General features: G+C 65.1%; 18 protein-coding genes. 7 read left to right on the top strand and 11 right to left on the bottom strand.

Going from position 1 to position 25,059, the window contains the following annotated elements:
- Positions 1 to 475: 475 nt before the first annotated feature.
- The 4 genes from R2676_RS17700 to R2676_RS17685 all read right to left on the bottom strand — a co-directional run bounded on the left by R2676_RS17700 (position 476) and on the right by R2676_RS17685 (position 7,849).
- Complete coding sequence (locus tag R2676_RS17700) at positions 476 to 2,053, bottom strand: efflux transporter outer membrane subunit (protein ID WP_410482504.1); 1,578 nt, start codon at positions 2,051 to 2,053, stop codon at positions 476 to 478.
- 25 nt (positions 2,054 to 2,078) lie between these two features.
- Entirely contained in the window at positions 2,079 to 5,285 is a 3,207-nt protein-coding gene (locus R2676_RS17695; protein ID WP_027679075.1) for an efflux RND transporter permease subunit, read from the bottom strand.
- Between the two features lie 47 nt (positions 5,286 to 5,332).
- Positions 5,333 to 6,643, bottom strand: coding sequence for an efflux RND transporter periplasmic adaptor subunit (locus R2676_RS17690; protein ID WP_206274503.1), 1,311 nt, complete (start codon positions 6,641 to 6,643; stop codon positions 5,333 to 5,335).
- A 114-nt stretch (positions 6,644 to 6,757) separates the two neighbouring features.
- Complete coding sequence (locus R2676_RS17685) at positions 6,758 to 7,849, bottom strand: alpha/beta hydrolase (RefSeq protein WP_206274502.1); 1,092 nt, start codon at positions 7,847 to 7,849, stop codon at positions 6,758 to 6,760.
- 340 nt (positions 7,850 to 8,189) lie between these two features.
- Here R2676_RS17685 and R2676_RS17680 point away from each other — a divergent pair, with 340 nt between their 5' ends.
- The 3 genes from R2676_RS17680 to R2676_RS17670 all read left to right on the top strand — a co-directional run bounded on the left by R2676_RS17680 (position 8,190) and on the right by R2676_RS17670 (position 10,485).
- Positions 8,190 to 9,134 (top strand): LysR family transcriptional regulator, encoded by a 945-nt coding sequence (locus R2676_RS17680; protein ID WP_206274501.1) that lies wholly within the window; start codon positions 8,190 to 8,192, stop codon positions 9,132 to 9,134.
- A gap of 97 nt (positions 9,135 to 9,231) precedes the next feature.
- The gene (locus R2676_RS17675; protein ID WP_206274500.1) at positions 9,232 to 9,561 is read left to right on the top strand and encodes a hypothetical protein; all 330 of its coding nucleotides are present in this window, start codon (positions 9,232 to 9,234) and stop codon (positions 9,559 to 9,561) included.
- 147 nt (positions 9,562 to 9,708) lie between these two features.
- Positions 9,709 to 10,485, top strand: a complete 777-nt coding sequence (locus R2676_RS17670) for a Mut7-C ubiquitin/RNAse domain-containing protein (protein ID WP_206274499.1) — start codon at positions 9,709 to 9,711, stop codon at positions 10,483 to 10,485.
- Between the two features lies 1 nt (position 10,486).
- On the opposite strand, the gene otsA is transcribed toward R2676_RS17670, so the two are convergent.
- From otsA to R2676_RS17650, 4 genes are all read right to left on the bottom strand, one after another.
- On the bottom strand, positions 10,487 to 11,917 hold the full coding sequence (otsA, locus tag R2676_RS17665) for an alpha,alpha-trehalose-phosphate synthase (UDP-forming) (protein WP_027679069.1): 1,431 nt from the start codon (positions 11,915 to 11,917) through the stop codon (positions 10,487 to 10,489).
- Positions 11,914 to 12,714 (bottom strand): trehalose-phosphatase, encoded by an 801-nt coding sequence (gene otsB / locus R2676_RS17660; RefSeq protein ID WP_206274498.1) that lies wholly within the window; start codon positions 12,712 to 12,714, stop codon positions 11,914 to 11,916. Before otsB ends, otsA begins: the two co-directional genes overlap by 4 nt.
- A 160-nt stretch (positions 12,715 to 12,874) precedes the next feature.
- Entirely contained in the window at positions 12,875 to 14,926 is a 2,052-nt protein-coding gene (locus R2676_RS17655; RefSeq protein WP_206274497.1) for an oxidoreductase, read from the bottom strand.
- A gap of 106 nt (positions 14,927 to 15,032) precedes the next feature.
- The gene (locus R2676_RS17650; RefSeq protein ID WP_316857518.1) at positions 15,033 to 15,239 is read right to left on the bottom strand and encodes a hypothetical protein; all 207 of its coding nucleotides are present in this window, start codon (positions 15,237 to 15,239) and stop codon (positions 15,033 to 15,035) included.
- Positions 15,240 to 15,326: 87 nt separating this feature from the next.
- Here R2676_RS17650 and R2676_RS17645 point away from each other — a divergent pair, with 87 nt between their 5' ends.
- The 4 genes from R2676_RS17645 (at position 15,327) to R2676_RS17630 (ending at position 20,682) form a co-directional block, all read left to right on the top strand.
- Positions 15,327 to 16,307: a tyrosine-type recombinase/integrase gene (locus tag R2676_RS17645; RefSeq protein WP_206274495.1), complete on the top strand. Its 981-nt coding sequence runs from the start codon at positions 15,327 to 15,329 to the stop codon at positions 16,305 to 16,307.
- A 168-nt stretch (positions 16,308 to 16,475) separates the two neighbouring features.
- A complete protein-coding gene (galE, locus tag R2676_RS17640; RefSeq protein ID WP_009240632.1) occupies positions 16,476 to 17,501 on the top strand; it encodes a UDP-glucose 4-epimerase GalE in 1,026 nt (341 codons plus the stop codon).
- Positions 17,502 to 17,539: 38 nt separating this feature from the next.
- Positions 17,540 to 18,967, top strand: coding sequence for a PAS domain-containing protein (locus R2676_RS17635; protein ID WP_206274494.1), 1,428 nt, complete (start codon positions 17,540 to 17,542; stop codon positions 18,965 to 18,967).
- Between the two features lie 173 nt (positions 18,968 to 19,140).
- The gene (locus R2676_RS17630; protein WP_206274493.1) at positions 19,141 to 20,682 is read left to right on the top strand and encodes a methyl-accepting chemotaxis protein; all 1,542 of its coding nucleotides are present in this window, start codon (positions 19,141 to 19,143) and stop codon (positions 20,680 to 20,682) included.
- Positions 20,683 to 20,800: 118 nt separating this feature from the next.
- Here the strand turns inward: R2676_RS17630 and R2676_RS17625 are convergent, their stop codons facing one another.
- The 3 genes from R2676_RS17625 to R2676_RS17615 form a co-directional block, all read right to left on the bottom strand.
- Positions 20,801 to 21,109, bottom strand: a complete 309-nt coding sequence (locus R2676_RS17625; RefSeq protein WP_004627393.1) for an H-NS histone family protein — start codon at positions 21,107 to 21,109, stop codon at positions 20,801 to 20,803.
- A gap of 419 nt (positions 21,110 to 21,528) precedes the next feature.
- Positions 21,529 to 23,616, bottom strand: a complete 2,088-nt coding sequence (locus tag R2676_RS17620) for a putative bifunctional diguanylate cyclase/phosphodiesterase (RefSeq protein ID WP_206274492.1) — start codon at positions 23,614 to 23,616, stop codon at positions 21,529 to 21,531.
- Positions 23,617 to 23,929: 313 nt separating this feature from the next.
- The gene (locus R2676_RS17615; RefSeq protein WP_316887270.1) at positions 23,930 to 25,036 is read right to left on the bottom strand and encodes a helix-turn-helix transcriptional regulator; all 1,107 of its coding nucleotides are present in this window, start codon (positions 25,034 to 25,036) and stop codon (positions 23,930 to 23,932) included.
- Between the last annotated feature and the right edge of the window lie 23 nt (positions 25,037 to 25,059).

The raw sequence follows: 25,059 nt of genomic DNA, 5'->3' as shown, positions 1-25,059 counted from the left end.
GGAATGGAAGCAGGCCATGAACCAGTTCGCTATCCTCTATGCGGATCGATTCGTTCGACCGTCCGTGTGATTCTCAACCCCCGCCTCGAACACGGAAATACTGACACTCCCCCGCATTCGGGCCTCCGAGGGCCGTGCGCGACTGTTTGAGTGTGAGGCTCCACCCTCCGACTGTCGGAATCGAATGTTTAGGACTGAGGCACGCACCGAAAACTGCGGCGCTCGGCCGTCTGCGGGCCGACGGCGGTGCGTTAAGGGACAGGGGTGCTTCGGCAAGGCTCGATTGCCGCGCGCCGCGAAGCGGAATCCGCAAAATGCGCACCGCTGTTGAAGCCCCGAGCCTCGTGCATGGAATCGGGACGTGCAAGAAGCGGCCGCCGCTGCAATCGGCCCAGTTCACTGAAGCAAAGGCAAAAAAAACGCGGCCGAAGCCGCGCAGATCTCGCTTTCCAGAGAGAGAGGGAGCAATGCCTGGTTACTGTTGCGCCACCGTTGCAGGCTGGGCCGGGTTGGTCGGGTTGGCGGCGCTGGCCGGTGCGGCCGGCGGCAGATCACCCCAGCCACCACCCAGTGCCTTGATGAGCCCGACCGTGGAGTTCACGCGGCTGCCGGCCAGTTGCACGCCGATGCGTTCGGCGGACAGCATGTTGCGCTCGGCATCGATCACGTCCAGGTAGTTGACCGAGCCCGCGTTGTAGCGCGTGCGGGACAGCTGCGCGGCGCGCGTGGAAGCGCGCACGGCGTCGTCCTGGGCCTTGGCCTGGTCGGCCAGCAGGCGCAGTTCGGAGAGGTTGTCTTCCACCTCGCGGAAGGCGACGAGCACGCTTTCGCGGTAGTTGGCGACGTTCTCTTCATACGCGGCGCGCGCCTGCTTCACGCCAGCGCTGCGAGCGCCACCGTCGAAGATCGGCAGCGATAGCGCAGTGCCCACCAGCGGCCCGAGAATCCACGTGCGGCTGCCCCACTTGAGCAGATCGCCGATGTCGTGCGACTCGTAGCCGAAGCCGCCCGTCAGCTGCAGCTGCGGGAAGAAGGCCGCACGCGCCACGCCGATACGTGCGTTGGCCGCAGCCATCGAGCGTTCTGCAGCAGCCACATCGGGGCGGCGCTCCAGCAGGGCGGAGGGCAGGCCTGCCGGCACACGCACATCCAGCGTGGTGAGCGGTTGTGCATCCATGTTGAAATCGGCCGGTGCCTTGCCCAGCAGCGTCGCCAGGGCGTGCTCGAGCACCGCGCGACGACGTTGTACGCCGATGCGGTCAGAGCGTGCCGTGGCCAGTTCGGCATCGGCGCGGGCAACGTCCAGTTCGCCGATGTCGCCGGTGTTGAAGCGGCGCTGCACGAGCTTGAGCGCTTCTTCACGGCCGACCAGCGTGCGGGACAGCAAGGCTTCTTCCGCATCCAGCGTGCGCAGGCTGAAATACGTCTGCGCCACGTCGGCCTGCAAGGTCAGCCGTGCGGCACGGTACAGCGCTTCGACGCGCTCGGCGTCGGCACCGGCGGCATCGATGTTGTTGCGCACGCGGCCGAACAAGTCGACCTCATACGCCACGGTGGACTGCGCACGCCAGTACGTCTGCGGCTGCACGGGCGCGCCGACCGGCAAGCCGGCCGATGCCGCCGACGCCCGCTGGCGCGTCGGGCCGAAGCCCACGTCCAGTTCCGGGAACAGCGATGCACGGTTGGCCTGCACGAAGGCGCGCGCCTGCGTCACGCGGGCGGCGGCGGCGGCCAGCGTGGGGCTGGCTTCAGCGGCCTGCGCTTCGAGCTTGTCGAGCGTCGGGTCGTTGAAGATCTTCCACCACGCACCGTCGGCGGGCAGGGCGGGCTCGGCGGTCTTCCACTTGCCTTGCTCGTTTGCCGCCAGCGGTGCATCGGTCGCCTGCGCTGGCTGCGCTGCTTCCTTGAAGGCGTTGGGCGTGCCAACGTCCGGCTTCTCGTAGGTCGGGGCGAGCGAGCAGGCCGCGAGGAACAGCGCGGCGGCCAGCGCCAGCGGAGTCCAGCGGCCCGCGCGCATGGCCGGACCTGTTTGTTGTTGTGTCGACGCGTTCATAACGATGTCTTGATGAGTGTTGACCTTAGTGCTGGGTCGACGGCACGGGCAGCGCGCCGTCCAGGTCCAGATCACGATCGGGTGCGTCTTCCGAGCGCTGGCCGCGGCGAGCCGCCAGCGTGCGCAGCAGCACGTAGAACACCGGCGTGAGGAACAGGCCGAACAGCGTCACGCCCAGCATCCCCGCGAACACGGCCACGCCCATGGCATGACGCATTTCCGCGCCGGCGCCGGTCGACACCACCAGGGGCACCACGCCCATGATGAAAGCGATCGACGTCATCAGGATCGGGCGCAGACGCAGGCGGCAGGCCTCGATGGCTGCTTCCACGATGGTGCGTCCCTGCAGCTCCAGCTCGCGCGCAAACTCCACGATCAGGATGGCGTTCTTACACGCCAGCCCCACCAGCACCACCAGACCGATCTGCGTGAAGATGTTGTTGTCTCCATGCGAGACCCATACGCCCAGCATGGCGGCGAACAGGCTCATCGGCACGATCAGGATCACGGCCAGCGGCAGCGTCAGGCTTTCGTACTGTGCGGCCAGCACCAGGAACACCAGCAGCACGCAGATCGGGAAAATCCACACGGCCGAATTGCCCGCCAGGATCTGCTGATACGTCAGGTCCGTCCACTCGAAGCGCACGCCCTTGGGCAGCGTTTCATGCGCGATGCGTTCCACAGCCGCCTGCGCCTGGCCCGACGAGAAGCCCGGGGCCGGGCCGCCGTTGATGTCGGCAGCGGTGTAGCCGTTGTAGCGCACGACCATGTCCGGCCCGAAGCCTTGCGACACACGGAGCAGCGATGACAGCGGCACCATCTCGCCGGCGGTGTTGCGCGTCTTCAGCTGCAGGATGTCTTCTGCATGGGCGCGGAACGGCGCGTCTGCCTGCACCTTCACCTGGTACGTACGGCCGAAGCGGTTGAAGTCGTTCACGTACAGCGAGCCCAGATACACCTGCATGGTGTCGAACACGTCCGTGACCGGCACGCCCAGCTGCTTGGCCTTCACGCGGTCGAGGTCGGCATTCAGCTGCGGCACGTTGATCTGGTAGCTCGAGAACGACGGGCCCAGCTCAGGCGTCTGGCGTGCCTTCGCCATGAAGGCTTGCGTGGCGGCAAAGAGCTGTTCGTAGCCGACCGAACCCCGGTCTTCGATCTGCATCTTGAAGCCGCCCACCGTACCCAGGCCCTGCACCGGCGGCGGCGGGAAGACGGCAATGAAGGCGTCCTTGATCGCACCGTACTGCTGGTTCAGTTGCCCGGCGATGGCGCCGCCCGACAGGTTGGCACTCTTGCGCTGGTCAAACGGCTTGAGCGTGACGAACACGATGCCGGCGCTCGGGCTGTTGGTGAAGCCGTTGATCGACAGGCCCGGGAACGCCACGGCGCTTTCTACGCCAGGGTGCTTGAGGGCGATGTCGGACATGCGGCGGATCACGTCTTCCGTGCGGTCAAGCGAGGCACCGTCCGGCAGCTGCGCGAAGCTCACGAGGTATTGCTTGTCCTGCATCGGCACGAAGCCGCCCGGGACCTTGTTGAACAGCAGCGCGGTCGCGCCGATCAGCGCCAGGTAGATGCCCAGCATGACCGCCTTGCGGCCGATCACGCGCGACGTGCTGCGGCCATACGACTCCGATGCGGCGCCAAACACGCGGTTGAACGGACGGAAGATCCAGCCGAGGCCCTTGTCCATCGCACGCGCCAGCCAATCCTTCGGCGCGTCGTGGCTCTTGAGCAGCAGGGCGGCCAGTGCCGGCGACAGCGTGAGCGAGTTGAAGGCCGAGATGACGGTCGAGATGGAGATCGTCAGCGCGAACTGCTTGTAGAACTGACCGGTCAGGCCCGTCATGAAGGCCAGCGGCACGAACACGGCAATCAGCGTCAGGGCAATGGCGATGATCGGGCCGCTCACTTCGCGCATGGCCTTGTACGTGGCCTCGCGTGGCGATAAGCCTTCGGCAATGTTCCGCTCGACGTTTTCCACCACCACGATGGCATCGTCCACCACGATCCCGATCGCCAGCACCAGCCCGAACAGCGACAGCGCGTTGATCGAGAAGCCGAACATCAGCATCAGGCCGAACGTACCGATGATCGACACAGGCACCGCCAGCAGCGGAATGATCGACGCACGCCACGTCTGCAGGAACAGGATCACCACGAGCACCACAAGCGCCACCGCTTCCAGCAGCGTGTGCGTGACGGCTTCGATACTGGAGCGGACGAACTGCGTCGGGTCATAGACGATGCGGTAGTCGACGCCTTCGGGAAAGTCTTCCTTCAGCTCGGCCATCGTCTTGCGCACGTCATCCGAAATCTGCAGCGCGTTGGAACCCGGCGCCTGGAAGATCGGAATGGCCACCGCCTGCTTGTTGTCCAGCAGCGAGCGCAGGCCGTATTCCGACGCGGCCAGCTCGATGCGGGCCACGTCACGCAGGTAGGTGACGGCGCCGTTGGGCGAACTCTTGAGGATGATGTCGCCGAATTCCTGCTCGGTCTTCAAGCGGCCCTGAGCGTTGACGGACAGTTGCAGGTCCGTACCCGGCACCGACGGCGAGCCGCCGATCACGCCTGCCGCCACCTGCACGTTCTGGTCGCGAATGGCCTTGACGACTTCGTTGGCCGTCAGGCCGCGCTCGGCCACCTTGTTCGGGTCGAGCCACACGCGCATCGAGTAGTCACCCGAGCCGAACAGCTGCACCTGGCCCACGCCGCTGATCCGTGCAAGGCGGTCCTTCACGTTCAGCACCGCGTAGTTGCGCAGGTACGTCATGTCGTAGCGGTCGTTGGGCGACAGCAAGTGCACCACCATCGTCAGGTCGGGGCTGCTCTTGATGGTCGTCACGCCCAGGCGCTGCACCACGTCGGGCAGACGCGGCAGCGCCTGCGACACGCGGTTCTGCACGAGCTGCTGCGCCTTGTCGGGGTCGGTGCCCAGCTTGAAGGTGACCGTCGTGGTCATGTTGCCGTCGCTGTTGGCTTGCGACTGCATGTACAGCATGTTTTCGACGCCGTTGATCTGTTCTTCGAGCGGCGAGGCGACGGTCTCGGCAATCACCTTCGGGTTGGCGCCCGGGAACTGCGCGCGCACCACCACCGAAGGCGGCACGACCTCGGGGTACTCCGAGATCGGCAATCGCCAGATCGAGATGATCCCGATCAGCAGGATCAGCGTGGAAAGCACGCCCGCAAAGATCGGGCGGTCCACGAAAAATTTAGAGAAGTTCATGGCTGTGAGCGATGAGGTTCAGTCGCGATTGAGCGCAGTCGGGGCCATCAGGCGCGGTCGGCCGGAAGGCGTTGTGCGTTGGCTGCGGTCTTGGCGTTCGCGGGCTTGGTTTCGGCCTTGGCGGCAGGCGCAGCGGATGTGTCGGCTTTGGCTTCGGCGGGTGCGGCCGGGGCGTCCGGCTGTGCACCCGGCAACACCACGCGCTTGGTGACGAGGCTATCCATGGTCACTGTGTTGGGTGCCACGGCGTCGCCCGGGCGCACGCGCTGGATGCCATTCACGACGATGCGCTCGCCGGCCTTCAGGCCCGACTTGACCACGCGCAGGCCGTCGATGGAGGCGCCCAGCACGACGGGGCGATAGCTCGTCTTGTTGGCCGCATCCACCACCAGGACGAACTTCTTGTCCTGGTCGGTACCGATGGCCTTGTCGCTGATGAGGATGGCGTCGTGCGGCGCGCCGGTGCTCATGCGCACGCGGGCGTACAGGCCCGGCGTGAGGCGGCCGTCGGCGTTGTCGAGCGTGGCGCGCACGCGGATCGTGCCCGAGCGCACATCCAGCCGGTTGTCGACCGACTGGATCACGCCTTCGCGCGTGTAGCCGTCTTCATTGGCCAGCCCGATGTAGACCGGGGTCTTGGCGCCCTGGGCGGCCTTCTCGGAGTAACGCAGGTAGCTTTGTTCATCCGCATCGAACGCCACGTACATCGGCGAGACCGACACCAGCGTGGTCAACACTGGCGCAGCGCCCCCGGCAGAGACGACGTTGCCGACGGTGATTTCTGCGCGCGACACGCGGCCCGCGACCGGCGCCACGATGTGCGTGTACTCCAGGTTCAGCTTGGCGGCTTCCAGCGCGGCGGCGGCGCCTTGCAGGTTGGCTTGGGCCTCGCGTGCGGCGTTTTCCTTCTCTTCGAACTCGCGGCGCGCGATGGCGTTGTCGGCCACCAGCTTCTGCGCACGGTCCAGCTCCGACGTGGTGTAGGCCACGCGCGATTTGGCGGCCGTCAGCGCGGCTTGCGTGCGGGCCACTTCAGCCGCGTACGGGCGCGGGTCGATGGTGAACAGCGCGTCGCCCTTCTTGACGATGCTGCCGTCCTTGAAGTGGACGGCGGTGACGGTGCCGCTCACCAGCGGGCGGACTTCAACGCGTTGAACGGCTTCGATGCGGCCGGAAAACTCATCCCATTCGGAAACGTTCTTGGCAAGGACCGGCGCCACATCCACCGGCGTGGCGGCAGGCGCGGCGGCCGGCTGCTGCGAAGCGCCGGCACTGGAGACCAGACCGTAGGTGCCCACAGCTGCAACGCCGAGCACGGCGGCAACCGAAATGGCGAGTGTGCGTTTGGACAGGCTCATGATGACTCTCTCGATTTTGTTGGGTAGGCAAAGAGAAAAGACTGGATAAAAGCGCGTTGGCCGCAGCGTAGAAATACGCGGGCGGCCTCGCACTCCGTTTCTTGTTGTATGGGTTCAGCCAGGCGTCTCCCCGGTCGGGTCTATGGAGGTGCGGTCCTTGCGGTCCGCACGTGGACGGCGTTTGCGTGGTGCTGCGGTCTGGCGCGTCATGCCGAGGTGCCAGCGCAGGAAGCACGTCATCTCGTCTTGCGCCACGGCGCTCATGGCAATCGAGTCATGGCACGCTTCGTTCACGCGCACGACCTGCGTGACCACGCCCGCCTCGATCAGGCATGCGGCGTAGCGCTCGGCTTCGGTGCGCAGCAGGTCTTGCGGCGCGGTGAGCAGCAGGGCGGGGGGCAGGCCCTGCAGGCGGCGCGATTCCACCGGTGCGGCGTAGGGGTGCACGCGTTCGGTCGGGCGGGGCAGGTACTGGCGATAGCAATCGGCGCAGACTTCGGCGGAGTTGTCGGCGTTGGCCAGGTGGTCGGGGCGCACGCGGGCCATGGTCGGATCGAGCATCGGCGCGATCAGGACTTGCGCACGCAGGTGCGGGCCACCGCGGTCGCGCGCAATCATCGACAGCGCCGCAGACAGGTTGCCGCCGGCGTCATGCCCGGCCACCGCGATGCGGCGACGGTCAATACCCCATGCGGCGGCATGGTCAGCCATGCAGCACAGCGCGGCGTATACATCTTCCGGTGCAGCGGGAAACGGCGCGGCGGGCGCCAGCGAATAGCCGACCGTGACGACCACGGCCGGCAATGTGGCGGCCAGGTGGCGCGCCGGCGCATCGGCATCGTCGATGGAGCCGCGCACGAAACCACCGCCGTGCAGGTACAGCACGCCGGGGCGGCGCAGCGGCGCGGCGGCATCGTCGGCATGCATTTCGGGGCGGAACACCCGCAGGCGGATGCGGCTGGCGTAGCCCTGGGTCCAATAATCTTCGGCCATGACCTCGCGCGGCAGCGGTGCCGCGCCAGCCGTTTCGCCCGGCGTGGAAGCTTGCTCAGGCAGCGTCGATGCTGCGCCGCGCAAATTGTTATTCAGTGCAACATTGTTGGTGGCGGGCGTTGCGTACGGTCGCGCTGGACGAACAGCGGCCGAGGCCGCATCGCTGGTCAGCGATCGATCCGAAACAACGAGGCGCGGTGGAGAAGAACCCATGATGTCAGGCGGGGCTTACCTTTGCGGATAACCCGGATATCGATGGGCTGAATGATGGTGATTAGACGAACGCAGATAAATGCCTATAATCAGACATCACTATTAGTTGCAGCCGAACAATCAATATTTACGGTTGTGCTACAAAGTGTCCTAGCTCGAGGCCGATCTTGTTGCACTGCGAAAACCCGTAGTCGCCGCCATCCTGATCGCGCCTCATGCTCAGAATGCATGCGTGTTCTCGAGCATGAGCAGACCCCTTGATTCCACAGGTCCGGCGCATTGCCCGTTTTGATTCGGGCAGTGCGCCCGCCCCGTGGAGTCCGTCCCTAAGGAGCCGCAGATGGATCGCTTGCAGGCCATGCAGGTTTTCACGCGTGTCGTGGAAGCCAGCAGCTTCACCAAGGCTGCCGACAGCCTTCAGTTACCCCGCGCCACGGTGACGAACCTGGTGCAAAGCCTTGAGGCGCATCTCGGCGTGCGCCTGCTGCACCGGACCACGCGCCGGGTCAATGTCACCGCCGATGGCGCTGCGTACTACGAGCGCTGTGTGCGTCTGCTCGGCGATCTGGAAGAGACCGAGGCGGCGTTTTCGCAAAGCGCGTCGGGCGCGCGCGGCACGTTGCGCATCGATGTTCCTGCGTCGATTGGCAAACGGTTGCTCGTGCCCCGCATTCGCGATTTTCATGCGGCGTACCCCGATCTTCAGCTGGAGATCGGCATGAGCGACCGTACGGTCGACCTCGTGCAGGAGGGCGTGGATTGCGCTGTGCGCGGTGGCGAGTTGCAGGATTCCAGCCTGGTCGCGCGCCGCATCGGCCAGCTGTCGATGGTCAATTGCGCGTCGCCGGAATACCTGGCCCGTTGCGGCACGCCCAAGACGCTGGAAGACCTGCAGGACCACACGGCGGTGAATTACTTCTCTGCGCGCAACGGCCGCCGCATGGACTGGGATTTCGTGATCGACGGGCAGAAGCAGATCCACAAGGTGCGCAGCATGGTGTCCGTCAATGATGCCGAATCGGCGGTGGCGTGCGGGCTGCATGGCCTGGGGCTGCTGCAGACGTCGCGCTTCCTGGTGTACGAGCACCTGATGTCGGGCGCGCTGGTGGAGGTGCTGCCGGACTATGTCTCCGAGCCGGTGCCCATCTCGGTGGTGTATCCGCACAACCGGCATCTGTCGCCCAAGGTGCGCGTGTTTGTGGACTGGGTCGCGACGCTGTTTTCCGACCACCCGTGCCTGCAGCTCAAGGAAAATCCGCGGCTGCAGATTGTTAGCGCCGCCTGAACAGTTATTTCTGCAAAGTCGCATTTATCAGACGGGAGCAACGATCTATTCTGCCTTCCAAGCGCAACAACGAGCGCAAACGAACAAGGAATCGATCATGAACTCCCGTCTCTTCTCCGCTTTCTCCCGCCGCGCTCTCTTGGCCATGGTGGCCACCGTGTCGGCTTCCGCCGCGCTGCTGTCGCAGCCCGCAACGGCTTCCATCCAGCCCAACTTCGATGCGCCGTCAGCAACGCAGGCTGGCCGTTTCGACCCGTACACGCAGGGCGCCGACCGCCAGGCCGATACCTACGGTTATCTGTCGTGGAAGAACGATCGCTTTGACCCGTACAGCCAAGGCGCCGATCGCCAGGCTGACACGGATGGCTACCTGTCGTGGAATGGCGATGCGAGCTATCCGAACGGCGGTGCTGCATCGCGCGCATAAAGCGCAGCGACTGAATTTCTCCTCCTCCCTGTTTGCGGCGTGACTTCACCGGTCACGCCGCATTTTTATTGTTCGGGCGCTTGGTAAAACCCTTGCGGCGCCAACGTGCCAAGGCGCCCATGTTGGGTTGGGAGTATCGTGGCAGGCATGCAGACCGTCGTCCTCACGTTCGATTCCAACCTGACGCCGCTTCTTCCGCTGGCGTTGCGCGGGCATCCCGTTGCGCGCGCGTGGGCAGAGGGCGCCACGCTCAAGCACGCCATCGAGGCGCTTGGCGTGCCGCATACCGAAGTGGGGCGCGTGCTGGTGGATGGCCGGCCCATGGCGCTGGAAGCCATGCTGCCGGCCCGGGGCCATGTTGCGGTTGCCGCCGTGGAGCCTTCGCTGCCGGCGGCGCCGCTGCACTTTCTGTGCGACGCCCACCTCGGCGCCACCGCGCGCCTGCTGCGCATGGCCGGCTTTGATACCGCCTACGACAACAATTACGCCGACGCGGCCATCGAAGGGCTCGCCTACGAGGAAGACTGGATCGTGCTGTCGCGCGACCGCGAACTCCTCAAGCGACGCGGCATTCGGCGTGGCGCGTTCATCCGTGCACGCGAGCCGCAGGCGCAGATGCGCGAGATCGTCACGCGCCTGCGGCTGGCCGACGTGGCGAAGCCGTTTTCACGCTGTCTCGAATGCAATGTGCCGCTGCGCATGCTGAGCGCGGAAGAGGCGTCCGCCAGCGTGCCGCCCCGCGTGCGCGAGCGCCAGCGGCTCTTCAGCACGTGCGACGTCTGCCGGCGTATCTATTGGCCCGGTTCACACTGGGCGCGCATGAATGCCGTGCTGACCGACATGCTGTGGCCCGAGGCCGACGCATCCCCCGATGCAGCGGAGGCCGCCGAGCGGATGCCGCGCACCGGCAGCGCGGGCGCCTGACTTATTGCGAAGGCGCGTTGCGCAGATCGGCCACGAACCGCTCGCGCCAGATGGTGAGATTGGCCGCGCGCAGCCGATCCATCATGTGGGCGTAGCGCGCCTTGCGTTCTTCCAGCGGCATCGTCAACGCGCGGTTCAGCGCTTCGGCCATGCCGCGCGTGTCATATGGGTTGACGATCAGCGCGGCATCCAGCTCGCGCGCCGCGCCGGCAAAGCGCGACAGCACGAGCACGCCGGGGTCTTCGGGGTCTTGCGCGGCCACGTATTCCTTGGCGACGAGGTTCATGCCGTCACGCAGGGGCGTGACATAACCGATCTGCGCGCTGCGGAAGAGCGCCATCAATACGCGCCGTTCGTACTGCTTGTTGATGTAGCGGATGGGCGTCCAGTCCAGCTCCGAGTGCTTGCCGTTGATGCGGCCCGACTCCGCTTCGAGCCGTTGCCGGATCTGCTGATAGCTCTGCACGTCCTGGCGCGACGTGGGCGCAATCTGGATGAAGGTCACGTGCCGGCGATGGTCCGGGAAATCGTCCAGCAATTGCTCGAATGCGCGGAAGCGTTCCGGCAGGCCCTTCGAATAGTCGAGCCGATCCACGCTCATGATGAGTTTCGTGGGCGGCTGGCCTTGGCCTTGCCCCTGGGGCGCGATGCGCTCGCCGCGCACACTCGCATGCCGCATGAACGGATTGCGCCGCGCCAGCGACGCCTTCGCCTGCTGGGCGATCTCGTCCGGATGCACGCCGATCGGGTAGACCTCGGCGCGCAGCGTGTGGCCATAGGCGTGCACGGGGCCGTTCTGTTCCTTCTGTTCGATGTAGCCGCGGGCTTCGCGCTCGATGTAGTCGTAGAAGGCGACGCGATCGGTTTCGGTCTGGAAGCCGACCAGGTCGTATGCACACAGCGCACGCATGAGGTCTTCATGCGGCGGAATCGTCGTCAGGATTTCCGGCGATGGAAACGGAATGTGCAGGAAGAACCCGATGCGGTTGGTGAGCCCCAGCGCGCGGCACTCGGCGGCAAACGGGATCAGGTGATAGTCGTGTACCCAGAGAATGTCGTCGGGCTGCACCAGCGCCTTGAGCTGATGCGCGAACTGCGCGTTGACGCGCCGGTAGCCGTGGTACTCCTGGCGCTCGTAGCGCGACAGATCCACGCGGTAATGGAAGATCGGCCACAGCGTCGCGTTGGCAAAGCCGCGGTAGTACTGGTCGTAGTCTTTGCGGTTCAGGCCGACGGTGGCGTAGGTGATGTTGCCCTTGGTGACGATGTTGGGTTCGTGCGAAACGGTCGTCGCGGTTTCGCCGCTCCAGCCGAACCAGATGCCGCCGGTTTCGCGCAGCGCATCGAACACACCCACGGCCAAGCCGCCGGCCGTTCCCTGGCCTTCGGCAACGGGCGCAACGCGGTTGGAAACCACAATGAGTCGGCTCATGCGGCACCTCGCTTGGCTGGGGTGGCGAGCGTTGCCAGCCACGCTCGCAATGCCGCCGCGTCTGGCACGCGCCAGCGCGCCTGGCTTGGGCCTGCGCCCACTTTGATCGACCAGCCATCCAGCGCATTGACGGCATCGAAGGCGCTTTCATCGGTCAGGTCGTCGCCGGCAAACAGCACCGTGCGGCCCATGAACGGCGGCTCGGTCATCAGCGTGTGCACCACATCGCCCTTGCTGGCGCCGCGCGGCTTGAGTTCGACCACCATCTTGCCGGCCTGCAGGCGCACGTGATCGGCATAGCGGTGCGCCAGCCGATCCGCCAGCGTCAGCACAGCGTTCTCGGCTTCGGGCGCGTGGCGGTAGTGCAGGGCAAATGCAATGCCTTTGCTCTCCAGCACCACGCCCGAAAACTGCGTCGACAACTGCGTGAGTTCAGCGCGTAGCTCGCGCTCCAGCCGGGCGAGCGCGTCGGCGTCGGTGCTCAGGCGAACGAAGCCGCCGTCTGCATAGCGGCGCTCGGCGCCATGCACACCGGCGATGACGAGGCCGGGCAGCGACAGGCGCGATTCCAAATCGTGCACCGTGCGCCCGCTGATGATGGCCAATGCGCCGCCGCTGGCGGCATGCAGCGCGGCCAGGGTTTCGCGTAGCGGCGCAGAGACATGCACCGCATCGGGCTGCGGCGCGATATCGACCAGCGTGCCGTCAAAGTCGAGCAGGAAGGCCGTTTGCCCCAGGTCGAGCGGGGGCAGCGGCGCCGCATTGGCAGAAGACAGAGGAGAGACGTTCTTGGACAAACCGGTTCTGATGAATGTGCTTGATGCGCCTTTTCACGCAAGAACCGGGCCGACTGCGTCAGCCATTGTCATTTCGGCATTCGCAGCGGTTCGGGGGAAGGATGGGATTGTAAAAAGGAGCGCGTGATGCAAAACCTTCACATCACGCGTGCCCCAGGCATCACAGCGATGCAGCCAGGCGCGTGCCTTGGTCGATAGCGCGCTTGGCGTCCAGTTCGAGCGCCTCGTCCGCACCGCCGATGACGTGCACCTTTGCACCGCCGGCCTGCAGCGGCTCCACCAGTTCGCGCAACGGTTCCTGCCCCGCACACAGCACGATGGAATCGACTGGCAGCCACTCGGCGGCTTCGCGTTTTTCTCCGTAGCTCACGAGCAGGCCTTCGTCGCCGATGCGTTCGTAGTTGACGCCGCCGACCATGCGCACGCCCAGGTTCTTCAGGCTGGTGCGGTGGATCCAGCCGGTGGTCTTGCCCAGCCCGCCGCCGAGTTTGCCGGCGCGCCGCTGCAGCAGGACGATGTCGCGCGCGGGTGTTTGCGGTTCGGGGCGGATGCCATCCACGCCGCCGCGCACTTCGGTCGGGTCCCCAACGCCCCATTCGGCACGCCACGTCTGCAGATCGAGCGTGGGCGAATGGCCGTCGAGCGCGAGGAATTCCGCCACGTCAAAGCCGATCCCGCCTGCACCGACAATCGCCACGCGCTTGCCGACCGGCTTGCGATGGCGCAGCACATCGATGTACGACAGCACGCTTGGATGGTCCTGCCCTGGGATCTTTGGGTTGCGCGGCGACACGCCCGTCGCAATGATGATCTCGTCGTATTTGGCGGCGAGCAGCTGCTGCGCATCCACGCGCGTACCCAGGCGCAGCGTCACGCCCGTGGCTTCGACGCGGCGCGTGAAGTAGCGCAGCATCTCGTGAAATTCTTCCTTGCCTGGGATCGTCTTGGCCATGTTCAACTGGCCGCCGAGTTCCGGTGCTGCGTCGAACAGGTCCACCGCGTGCCCGCGCTCGGCCAGCGTAATGGCAGCGGACAGCCCCGCAGGTCCGGCACCCACCACCGCAAAGCGGCGCTTGGCGGGCGTCGGTCGAATGACGAGTTCGGTCTCATGGCACGCGCGCGGGTTGACGAGGCAACTCGCAATCTTGGCCTTGAACGCGTGGTCCAGGCACGCCTGGTTGCAAGCGATGCAGGTGTTGATGTCCTGCGCGCGATTCGTGGCGGCCTTGCGTACGAAATCGGCATCGGCCAGCAGCGGCCGCGCCATCGACACCATGTCGGCGCACCCGTCAGCCAGCACGGCCTCCGCCACCTCGGGCGTGTTGATGCGATTGGACGTGACGAGCGGAATGCCCACCTCGCCCTTCATCTTTTTCGTGACCCACGCAAACGCTGCGCGCGGCACGCTCGTCGCAATGGTCGGGATGCGCGCCTCGTGCCAGCCGATGCCCGTGTTGATGATGGTGGCGCCCGCGCGCTCCACGGCCTTGGCGAGCTGCACGACTTCTTCCCACGAGCTGCCGTCCGGGATCAGGTCGATCATCGACAGGCGGTAGATGATGATGAAATCGTTGCCGACTGCCTCGCGCGTGCGCTGCACGATTTCCACGGGCAAGCGCATGCGGTTGGCGTAGCTGCCGCCCCAGTCGTCCGTGCGCTTGTTGGTGTGCGTGACGAGAAACTGGTTGATGAAGTAGCCCTCGGAACCCATGATCTCGACGCCGTCGTAGCCGGCTTCGCGGGCCAGTTGCGCGCACCGCACGAAGGCGCGGATCTGGCGCTCGATACCGCGTGCGGACAACTCGCGCGGCGTGAACGGGCTGATGGGCGAGCGCAACGCCGTGGGCGCCACCGCAAGCGGGTGGTAGCCGTAGCGGCCGGTATGCAGGATCTGCAGGGCGATCTTGCCGCCTTCCTCATGCACGGCGTTGGTGACCGTGCGGTGGCGACGCGCTGCGCCATGGGTGGCCAGGCGCCCGGCGAAGGGCTTCGTCCAACCGGCAATGTTGGGCGCGAATCCGCCCGTGACCATCAGCCCGACATCGCCGCGTGCGCGCTCGGCAAAGTAGGCGGCGAGCCGGTCGAAGTGGTTGCCGTCTTCCAGCCCGGTGTGCATCGACCCCATCAGCACGCGGTTCTTGAGCGTGGTGAAGCCGAGGTCGAGCGGGCTGAGCAGATTGGGGTAAGGCGAGGAGGGCGTGGAGGCGGGCATGTCCGGCGCAGGGGAGGCGCTGCGATGATGTGGAAACGCGCCGGACGGTAGCACCCAAGCGCCCGTTGGAACAACAGGGCGGGGCTCTAGATGTGTGGACTGCGCGTCAGGATTTTCCCGACTTTTTCGCGTCGTCTTCAGCCGGCTTGCCGAGCAGCGCTTTCAGCAGCTTGTTCTGGGGAATAGCCTTGCCGCTGCCCGTGCCGGGCTTGCCGGTGCGCTGGCTGTCGCGCTTGAGGTTGTTGGCGATCTTGAGGCCCTTGAGTTTTTCGAGGTCGGTTTTCTTCACGATGAGGTCCGCAATGGGATACATGAGCTGCGTGTTACGCTCGGCAGGATACGCGAATTGCCTGACCCCCGGTTCGCCCACGCCCCGTCTTTCTGTATTTCCGCTGCCGCAGTGACCGCATTCACGCCGCCCGCCACGCCCGTTCCGGACCTGTTCCAGCCCAGCCTGCAAGACTGGACCGAGCAGCCCGCCCAAGCCTTCGAGCACTGGCTCGCCGCACGCGGCTATCGTGAATCGTCGGCGACGGTGTATCGCGCGATGTGGCGCAAGTGGCTGCGCTGGGCCGAGTCGCACCAACGCGCGTTGGCAGATTGGAGTGCCGCCGACATCGCAGCCTTTCTCGACGAATCGGGCCTGACCAAGCTGCATCGATATCGCTACGCGCGTTTGATCGAGCGCGTTTTCCACCAGATCGAGCAGCAACGCACGGGCACGCACAACCCGGCAAGCACCGCTGTCCAGCAGAAGCTGGCCGAAGGCGAGAACGACCCGACCACGTTCCTGTCAGCCGCCGAGCGCGCGGCGATCGAGGCTTCATTGGAGGTGGGCGGGCAGGCCAGCGAGGCCGCTGCGAATGCCAGTGCGTTCAAGCTGGCGCGCGACCGTGCGCTCGTGGCGGTTTGCCATGGAGCGGGGCTGAAGGTCGCGCAGGTGCAATCGCTGCTGCTCCGCCAGGTGGATGAGGCGCTGGAGACGATCACCGTCGAGCGCCCGCGGGGCCCGTCTTACCGGGCGCCTGTGCTGGAAGCTGTGCGCCCCGCGCTGGCGGCCTGGCTGGCGGTGCGCGCGCACGCAGAGGTGCCTGGCGAGCGCGTGTTCGTTGCCGACGCCAGCGGGCGCGTGATGCACGCAGCGTCGGTCTACCGGCGCGTTGAGGCCTGGCTTGCCGCGCTGCCGGCATTGCTGCACCGCAGCGAACGGCTCTCGCCGCAGACCCTGCGCAACGGATACACGGCGGCGCTGTTCGACGCTGGCGCGGACCCTGCTGAGGTGGGGTACGCGCTGGGCCTGCGCGATGCGACGTCGGCATGGCGGTTGCGCGCGGCCTATGCTGAGTGGCAGGCGGCTGCCCATCCGGACCGCCAGCCGTAGTTCCAATTTTTGTGCAACACAGGCTGCAAACCGCCCGCTAGCGGCTGGCAGGCTTTGCTATGATCGCGCTGTTTTACGCGCTGCGAAGCGGGTCGGCGCAGCGTAGAACGACGATGCCCGGTTCAAACCGGCACGCTAGCTCTCTCCTTCCTCGATACCTCGCACCCCATGACAGAAACCATTCTGCTGACCGGCGCTACCGGCTACATCGCCTCGCACACCTGGGTTGAACTGCTGGATGCGGGCTACCAGGTGATCGGTCTCGACAATCTCTGCAACAGCAGCTCGACCGTGCTGTCGCGCATCGAGCAGATCACCGCCAAGACGCCGAAGTTCGTGCAAGGCGACGTACGTGACCGCCGCCTGCTCGACGACCTCTTTGCCAGCTCGCGCATCTCTGCGGTCATCCACTTCGCGGCGCTCAAGTCGGTCGGCGAATCGGTCCAGAAGCCGCTGGCCTACTACGACAACAACATGGGCGGGCTGGTGACGCTGTGTGCCGCCATGGCGCATGCGAATGTGCGCCAGCTGGTGTTCAGCTCGTCGGCAACGGTGTATGGCAATCCGCATACCGTGCCGATCACCGAATCGTTTCCGCTCTCGGCCACCAACCCGTACGGCCAGACGAAGGTGATGGGCGAGCAAGTGCTGCGCGACTTGGAGATTTCCAATGCGGCGTGGCAAATCGCTTACCTGCGTTATTTCAATCCGGTGGGCGCGCACCACAGCGGCCTGATCGGCGAAGACCCGCGCGGCATTCCCAACAACCTGATGCCGTATGTGGCACAGGTGGCGGTGGGCAAGCGCGAGAAGCTTTCGATTTACGGCGGTGACTGGCCAACGCCTGACGGCACTGGCGTGCGCGACTACATCCACGTGGTGGACCTTGCGCGCGGGCACCTGTCGGCGCTCGACACGCTGCGTCGCGATGGCCGCGGCTTTACCGTCAACCTCGGCACGGGCCGCGGGTATTCCGTTCTGGAAGTGGTGGAGGCCTACAAGCGCGCCAGCGGCAAGCCCGTCCCGTATCAGATCGTGGACCGCCGCCCCGGCGATATTGCAGCGTGCTATGCCGATCCGGCACTGGCGGCGTCGCTGCTGGGCTGGCGCGCGCAATACGGCATCGAGCGGATGTGTGAAGACTCGTGGCGCTGGCAGAGCATGAATCCGGACGGCTTTCAAACCCGTGGCTGATTCATTGAACGGCTCGAACCCACAGGAGACGCCCTGTCGTGGATGAGGCGTTGATCGCTCACCTGGTCAATACGCTGGCGCACGCGTCGTTGCCTGCATTGCTGCCATTTGTCGTGGCCTGCGGTGCGGGCAGCTTGCTATTGCGTTTGCTCGATGACTTGCGCAGCGCTACCGCGTCGCGCACGCGCGTGCCGCTGGTCATGACAGCGCTGTTTTCCGCGATCGGGCTGTGGGCCGTGCCGCTGCTGCCGCTGCTTGCACGTTGGCCGCTGCACGAAGACACCGCCGTGCTCGTGATGACGCTGGCTTCGTTCTGCTGGAGCCTGGCCGTTGCGGCGCTGTGGTGCGTCCTCGGCGGCCGTGCGGGCATGGTGCGTGCGCTTTCGCTGGGTGTACTGCTGAGCGTGAGTGGGCCGGTGGCGGTGTTGCTGTTGGCCGGTGTAACGAGCTTCAGCACCACCGCATGGGAAGACGCAGGGCTGCTCGCTATCGTCATTGTCTTGTCGGCGGTGGCGTGCGCGGCGGCGCTGCAGTTTGCGCTGTCCGCGCGGTCAGGCGCGACGGGCGTGGCGGTGCGTCGCCCGGGCGTGAGCCTGTTTGTGAGCGTGCTGTTCGGCACCGCGCTGACGGCGGACGCGGTCTACACGGCGTCGCTTGCGGGTTCGTTTTCGACGTTCCCCGCCATGCCCGCCAATGCGCCGGCAGGGTTGCAGTTGCTGCTGGTGGTGGGGGCGGTTGCGACGGTGCTCGCGGCTTTGCTGCTGGGTTATCGGGATCGCGCCACGGGCGACACCGCGGCCGCCATCGCTGCCCGCGAAATTCGTCTGCGCAAGGAAACCGTGCAGGCGCTCAACGACCTGGAGCAGAGCTACCGCCGCCGCGAAGCCGAACTCGTTGCGCGCCATCAACTGCTGCTGGACGGTGCAGACGTCGGCCTGTGGGAGTTCGACCTGGTCACCCGTGCCGCGCAGTTCTCCACGCGCTTTGCGGCCATGCTCGGCTACACGCTCAAGGAAATCGGCCCAAGCACCAGCGAATATCTCCGACTGGTGCATCCGGATGATCTGCCCATGGTGCTCAATCGCATCCAGGCGCATGTTGACGGCAACTCGCCGGCGTACGTGGCGGAATTCCGGATGCGGCACAAGGACGGCAACTATCGCCAGATGGCTGCGCACGGTGTGGCCGTGCGCGACGCCGGCGGCAACGCCGTGCGCATGGCCGGGTCGCATATCGAGATGGCGGTCAAGGTCGTGAAGGTGGCCCAGGCAGAAGTTGCCGCGCCAGCTTCTTCAACCGTTGCGCAAGCGCCCGAAACGCTGCGTCGCCATGGCTTGTGGGAGTCGTGGTCGCCGATCGATTCTTCTGCGGCCGAGGCTGTCCCGGCTCCATCCGCGCCGACAGCTGCGCCTGCGCCGGCCAGCGGCGGCGCACTCCCAAGCATCAACCCCAACGCGTTGCGTTGAAATCTCTTTCTCTCGCCTTTTACGGTCGGCAGCGTCTTCTTGGGTACATGCCCTACTCAAGTTTTCCCCGCGCGCGTTCGATACCCCAAACAGAGCGCGTGTAATCGCGCCAGGGGAGCGCCGCGATGCACCTGTGCCTTGCGGACACAAGAAAACGCTTGGAGGGAAGGAAGATGAATCGACTCACGCTTCGTCAGAAGCTGTGGCTGCCGCTTGTCCTGAGTTGGCTGTGCCTGCTTGTCATCACATTGTGGAGTGCCTGGGGGGCGCGCACTGTGCGGATGGAGGAGCGGCAACGCGACCTCCAGAACGTCAGCGCGACGGCGTTCAGCGTCATCAAGGAATACGCCCAGCTGGCGCAGGAGGGCAAGATGACGGTGGACGAGGCCAAGGCCCAGTCCATCGCGCGCCTCAAAGACATGCGGTACGGTACCGACGGCTATTTTTCGCTGTCGAGAACCGACACCGTGTCGGTCATGCATCCGATCAAGCCCGAGATGGTCGGCAAGAACATGTCTGGCGCGACCGATCCGGAAGGCAAGCATTTGTTCGTGGACATCGCCCAGACGGCCAAGGCCGGCGGCGGGTTCGTGCGCTATCTGTGGCCCAAGCCCGGCAGCGACAAGGCTGAGCCGAAGCTGACCTACGTTTCGTACTACGAGCCGTGGGATTGGTCGATGACGACGGGGCTGTATATCGACGATGTGGATGCGGCGTTCCGCACGTCTTTGATCCAATCGCTGGGCTTGTTGTTTGGTATTGGCCTGCTGATGACCGTGGTGGTGGTGTCGGTCACGCGCGGCCTGCAACGTCAGCTGGGCGGTGAGCCGGCCTACGCCGCGGATATTGCTGCGCGCATTGCCAAAGGTGATCTGGCGTTGCGGGTGCAGACCCGTCCGGGCGATCGGGACAGCATGCTTTTCGCCATGTCCGAGATGCAGCAGCAACTGACCGGCACGATCAGCGACATCAAGAACTCGGCGGATTCCATTGCCAGTGCGACCAAGCAGATCGCTGCGGGCAATGCCGATCTGTCGCAGCGTACGGAGCAGCAGGCGTCTTCGCTGGAAGAAACGGCGTCGAGCATGGAAGAGCTGACCAGCATCGTGAAGCAGAACGCCGACAACGCGCGTCAGGCGAGCACGCTGGCCGTCAATGCCTCGGATATTGCAGTCAAGGGCGGCGAGGTGGTCGGCCGTGTGGTCGAGACCATGTCGGGCATCAACGAAAGCAGCAAGAAGATCGCCGACATCATCGGGGTGATCGAAGGCATCGCTTTCCAGACCAACATCCTCGCGCTGAACGCCGCCGTTGAAGCTGCCCGCGCTGGCGAGCAGGGCCGCGGCTTTGCCGTGGTGGCAGGCGAGGTGCGCAGCCTGGCACAGCGCTCAGCGAGCGCGGCCAAGGAGATCAAGGAGCTGATCGGTGATTCCGTGGGCCGTGTGCAGAACGGGTCGGCGCTGGTGGAAGAGGCCGGTGTGGTGATCCAGGACGTCGTGACTGCCGTGAAGCGGGTGACGGACATCATGGGCGAGATTTCTGCGGCGTCTGAAGAGCAGAGTTCCGGCATCGAGCAGGTCAACCTGGCGGTGAACCAGATGGACGAAGTCACACAGCAGAATGCCGCGCTCGTGGAACAGGCGGCGGCCGCTGCGCTGTCGCTGGAAGAGCAGGCGCAATTGCTGCGCACGGCGGTGGGGCGCTTCCAGACGTAACCGCGCGAATCTCGGCGAGGCAGCAATACAAAAGGCCGGCGAATTTGCCGGCCTTTCTTTTGTGGTTTCCGGCGCGCCTCTTTGTGCGGGCTCGGAATGCTGCGCTTGGTGGCGCAGTTCAGGCGACCAGAAAATCCTCCATCTTCCGGCCTGACGACAGCTCCTTGACCAGCCAGCCCGGACGCTTGCCACGACCCGTCCAGGTATTGCCATTGTTGTCGCGGTAACGCACCGGCACCTTGCGGCCGGCCTTCTTCGAGGCCACGGCACCCTTCGCACCAAAACCGAGGTCTTCGGCGGTCAGGCCGTATTCCACGATCTTGTGCTTGATTTCAGCGATCACCGTCGCTTGTTCATTTGCCCGGAGTTCATCGGCCTGGCGCTGCAGTTCAGAGATCTTCTGAACAATTTCCTTGTAAGTCGGCATTATGGATTCCTCAACTTTGCAATTGAAACATGGGCACGCTCCCCGTAGCCCAGGGCATTATAACGAGTTTGCAGGTGAGAAATGAATTTCGTTAAGACCTCATGTCAATAGCGTGGATTTTCTGCCCCACCACGCTTTGCGCAAACCTGTATGGGGCGTGTGTTTGCGCGAGGTGCGAAAGTCGTAAACATATGAACCATTACAAGGGCCAGGCCATTCGGCGGTATTGAAATCAATCTTGCCGCACAGCCTACGCAATCCCAACACAGTTTTTCTTATGTGACTACTTCATTGCTTCGGCAATCGCGCCTGCGCATTGCCGAAATATTTCCAAATATGAAGGTGAAAGGTTCTCGAAAGGTTCGGTTGAATGCATCAAAAAGGGGCATTTTCTGTGCCGCCTAATTCGATGTCACTTATTAGGCGTACTGCAGCCCAAGTAAACCCTGGAAATCCTTGGCCGGCAGCGGACGTGCCAGCAGATAGCCCTGAACCTGATCGCACTGCAGATTCACCAGGGCCTGCATTTGCGCTTCGGTTTCGACGCCCTCGGCCACGACGGTCATGTCCAGGGAGTGCGCCATGGCACAGATGGCGCGAATGATGGCCGCGGCCTCGGCGGGGTTGTCGTCGAGCGCCGAGACAAATGCGCGGTCGATCTTGATCTGCTGGGCGCGGAAGCGCTGCAGATAACTGAGGCTGGAATAACCGGTGCCGAAATCGTCGATGGCGACCTCAAAGCCGAGCGACTGAATCTGGCGGATGGCGGCAATGCTCTGGCCGGCGTCGCGCATGGCCGCTGTCTCGGTAATCTCAAACATCAACCGATGCGCGGCCACCTGATAGCGGTGCAGGATCTGCGACAGGCGCTGCACAAGGTCGGGCTGCTGGAATTGCCGCGGCGAGAGGTTGACGGCGATGCGCTGCGGCGGCATGCCGATGGCATCCCAATGCATGATCTGGCGGCAGACTTCTTCGACCACCCAGTCGCCCAGTTCGACGATGGTGCCGGTGCGTTCGGCCAGCGGGATGAATTCCGCCGGCGACACCGGGCCCAGTTCCGGATGGTTCCAGCGCAGAAGCGCTTCAGCGCCCGTCATGGCTCGCGTGCGTGCATCGTACTTCGGCTGGTAATACACCGAGAGTTGCCCGTTGAGCGCTGCATGCGAAAGCGCGCGTTGAATCTGCAGCACACGGTGCGCAGTGGTGTTCAGGCGCGGCTCGAAGAAGCGGTAGGCATTGCCGGTCGACTGCTTGCAGTCGAACATGGCCGTGTCGGCATGTTCGAGCAGCGCATCAGCCGTCGCGCCGTTGTGCGGATGGACGACGACGCCAATGCTGGCGGTGGCGCGCAGTCGACGGCCTTCCACTTCCACCGATTCGCGCAGGCGGAACAACAGCTTGTCGCCGATCGTCGCTGCGGCCTCGGGCAGCGCCAGGCCTTCCACGAGGATGCCGAATTCGTCGCCGCCAAGGCGCGCGACGGTGTCTTCGCCGCGAATGGTCTGACGCAGTCGCTCGGCAATGATCTGCAGCACGCGATCGCCGGCGTTGCGCCCGTATTGGTCGTTGATCTGGCCGAAGTTGTCGAGGTCCAGATAGAAGAGGGCAAACGGTCGGCCGCGCCGTGTGGACGAGAGGATTGCGGCCTCGAGCGCTTCGCGCAGATGCTGGCGGTTCGGCAGGCCGGTCAGCGTGTCGTGCAGCTGGGGCCGGGGCGTCTGATTTGCCACGCGCGCCAGCGATGCTTCCAGATGCGCCTGCGCCGAGTCGATGCGGGTTTCAAGCATCATCAGCACCGCATGCAGGCCCAGCGCGACCAGCACGCCCCCGGCGCTGAGCATGATGACGGGCACGGTCTGCGTCATCGACGCGTCGGCCGGCCATACCGCGGCACACGGCCACAATACGAGCGACAGCACGGCGGTAGTGGCCAGCACGGCGGCGGCGCGCGCGCGCAAACCCACGGCGGCGCGACGCTGCGCCGGCGGCATATGAAACGCCATGCACACCGCCAGACATACGCCTGTGCCAAGGACGAGCGTGCCGCCGCCCCAGCCCAGCAGCGTGCGGCGCAGGGACAGGGCGTCGTCATGCACCCAGGGGCGCGTCAGATACAACTCCATCGTCAACAGCCCGATGCCCAGCGCCACGGCACCCATGGCAATGCTGCGTCGTTGCGGAACCTGTGCGCCGTTGGCGGGCGACGCGTCCGGCAACACAATGGAGAAGACCGCCAGCGATGCAGCCAGCGCCGTCATGAGCGTCGCCGCAATCGGCGCGGATATGGGTGTGCCGACCTGCCGATGCAGGCCAAGCTGGCCGAGCCAAAGCCCGGACCACAGCCCAATGCCAAGAATGGCCGCGCAGGCGATGCGCCAGTTGCGGCGTTTTGCGATCGTCGAGCCCCCCGGCAGACGTGTCGCAGCGTCAAGTGCGGCAAACGTGGTCAGCCCCGTGCTGACCCACGCAAACAGCAGCAGCGCAATATGGAAATCGTTATGCATGCGAGCGCATCCGGCGCGGCCCCCCGATACGACCGGCGCCTAGTCTGTGTTTTGCGGCGAGGATAGCGCAAAAGCCTGTCGTTTCAGGCCGCGAAAAAGCGCGTTTGTTGTGCGCTATTCACAGAATGTGTCGGGATCATTCGCCGCAACCGTCTCGTATCGAGCCGGCATGACGGCGCCACGCCTCTCTAGGGAGATCGGCACAAATCGCGGAAACGTGACCCGGGTATACGCGGATGGCCCGACGCCCGTGTTTGGGCGTCGGCGTCAGGCGGGGCGGGTTGGAAAGGCGGTCGGGAGGTCCGGGGCGCGGTCAGGCATTCAAGCGGCCGCGTCGACGCGAAGCCGGCGTGGCGGCGCCCGCACGTTCCAGATCGACACTCGGCAGCAGATGCAGCAAGCGCACAAGTTCAGACTGACGATGTGTGCCGGTCTTGCGCAGAATGTCGCGGATATGTACGCGCACCGTGTGCAGCGAGAGGAATTCGCGCTCGGCAATCTCCTGCAGCGTTTCGCCCGCAGCCAGCCGGGCAGCGACGATGCATTCCTTGTTGGTCAGTCCGAAGAGCGATGCAAGCACGCCGGCGTCCATGACGGAGCGCGTCTCGGAGTTGCCGACCAGCACCAGCGCCAGCGGCGAAGCCCACGTCGAACGCATCGCATCGGAGGGGGCAAGCGGGGTGGCGATGAACGGCACCGGACGGCCATCGCGCGCCAGATACATCCACGAACCAGCCGCGCCTTGCACGCCGAGCGACCCGGCGGCGTGTTCGATGAGGTTGCGCAGCGCGGCGTTGTGCATGTGGTCAGCCGAGTGCAACATGCTGCCATCCAGCGACAAACGGTCGTCTTCTGCCGTCATCGTGCGTGCCCAGGCGTTGGCGTATTTCACGCGCATGGTGCGTTCAATGACCATCACGCCAAAGTCGAGCGCATCCAGCCCAGCCATGCCGACCGCGGCAAGTTCGTTCAGCTCGAGGTTGCGCTGCTGCATGCGCGCGGCACGCTGCAGGTGGGGCAGTACGCGCTGCAGGCGGGACTCGCGCTCCATCGCGCTGACTTCCGACGCTTCGTCGTCGCGCGTGCGCAGTCGCATCGTGACGCGCATGTCGGGCGTGTCGATGAGGGTGACGGCCGCCGAAGCGTTCTCTTCAGAGGCCTCGGCACTGATCAGTTGCGGGTCTTGGCAGAAGGCGTTGCAGTGGCCCGGCTGCGGGCAGTGCTGGCACCAGCCCGACGAAACGCCATGACGCGGCGTGTCGGTGTGCTTGTCCCAGACGAAATAATGGGCGCTTTCGGCGCCGGCGTAGACGGAGAGCAGGGCCAGGGCGATCGGCATCTGCGCAGGCTCAAGTACCGCCTCGTAAATGGTATCGACGAGTCGATGGAACTCTGCGTCATCCGATAGACGTTGCAGCATGATGGCCCCCGGTGCGTATTTGC

The sequence above is a fragment of the Ralstonia flatus genome (genome assembly GCF_958439105.1).
Lineage (GTDB): Bacteria > Pseudomonadota > Gammaproteobacteria > Burkholderiales > Burkholderiaceae > Ralstonia > Ralstonia flatus.
Note: the sequence above shows the minus strand (reverse complement) of the source record. Positions and strands in the feature narration are given on the sequence as shown.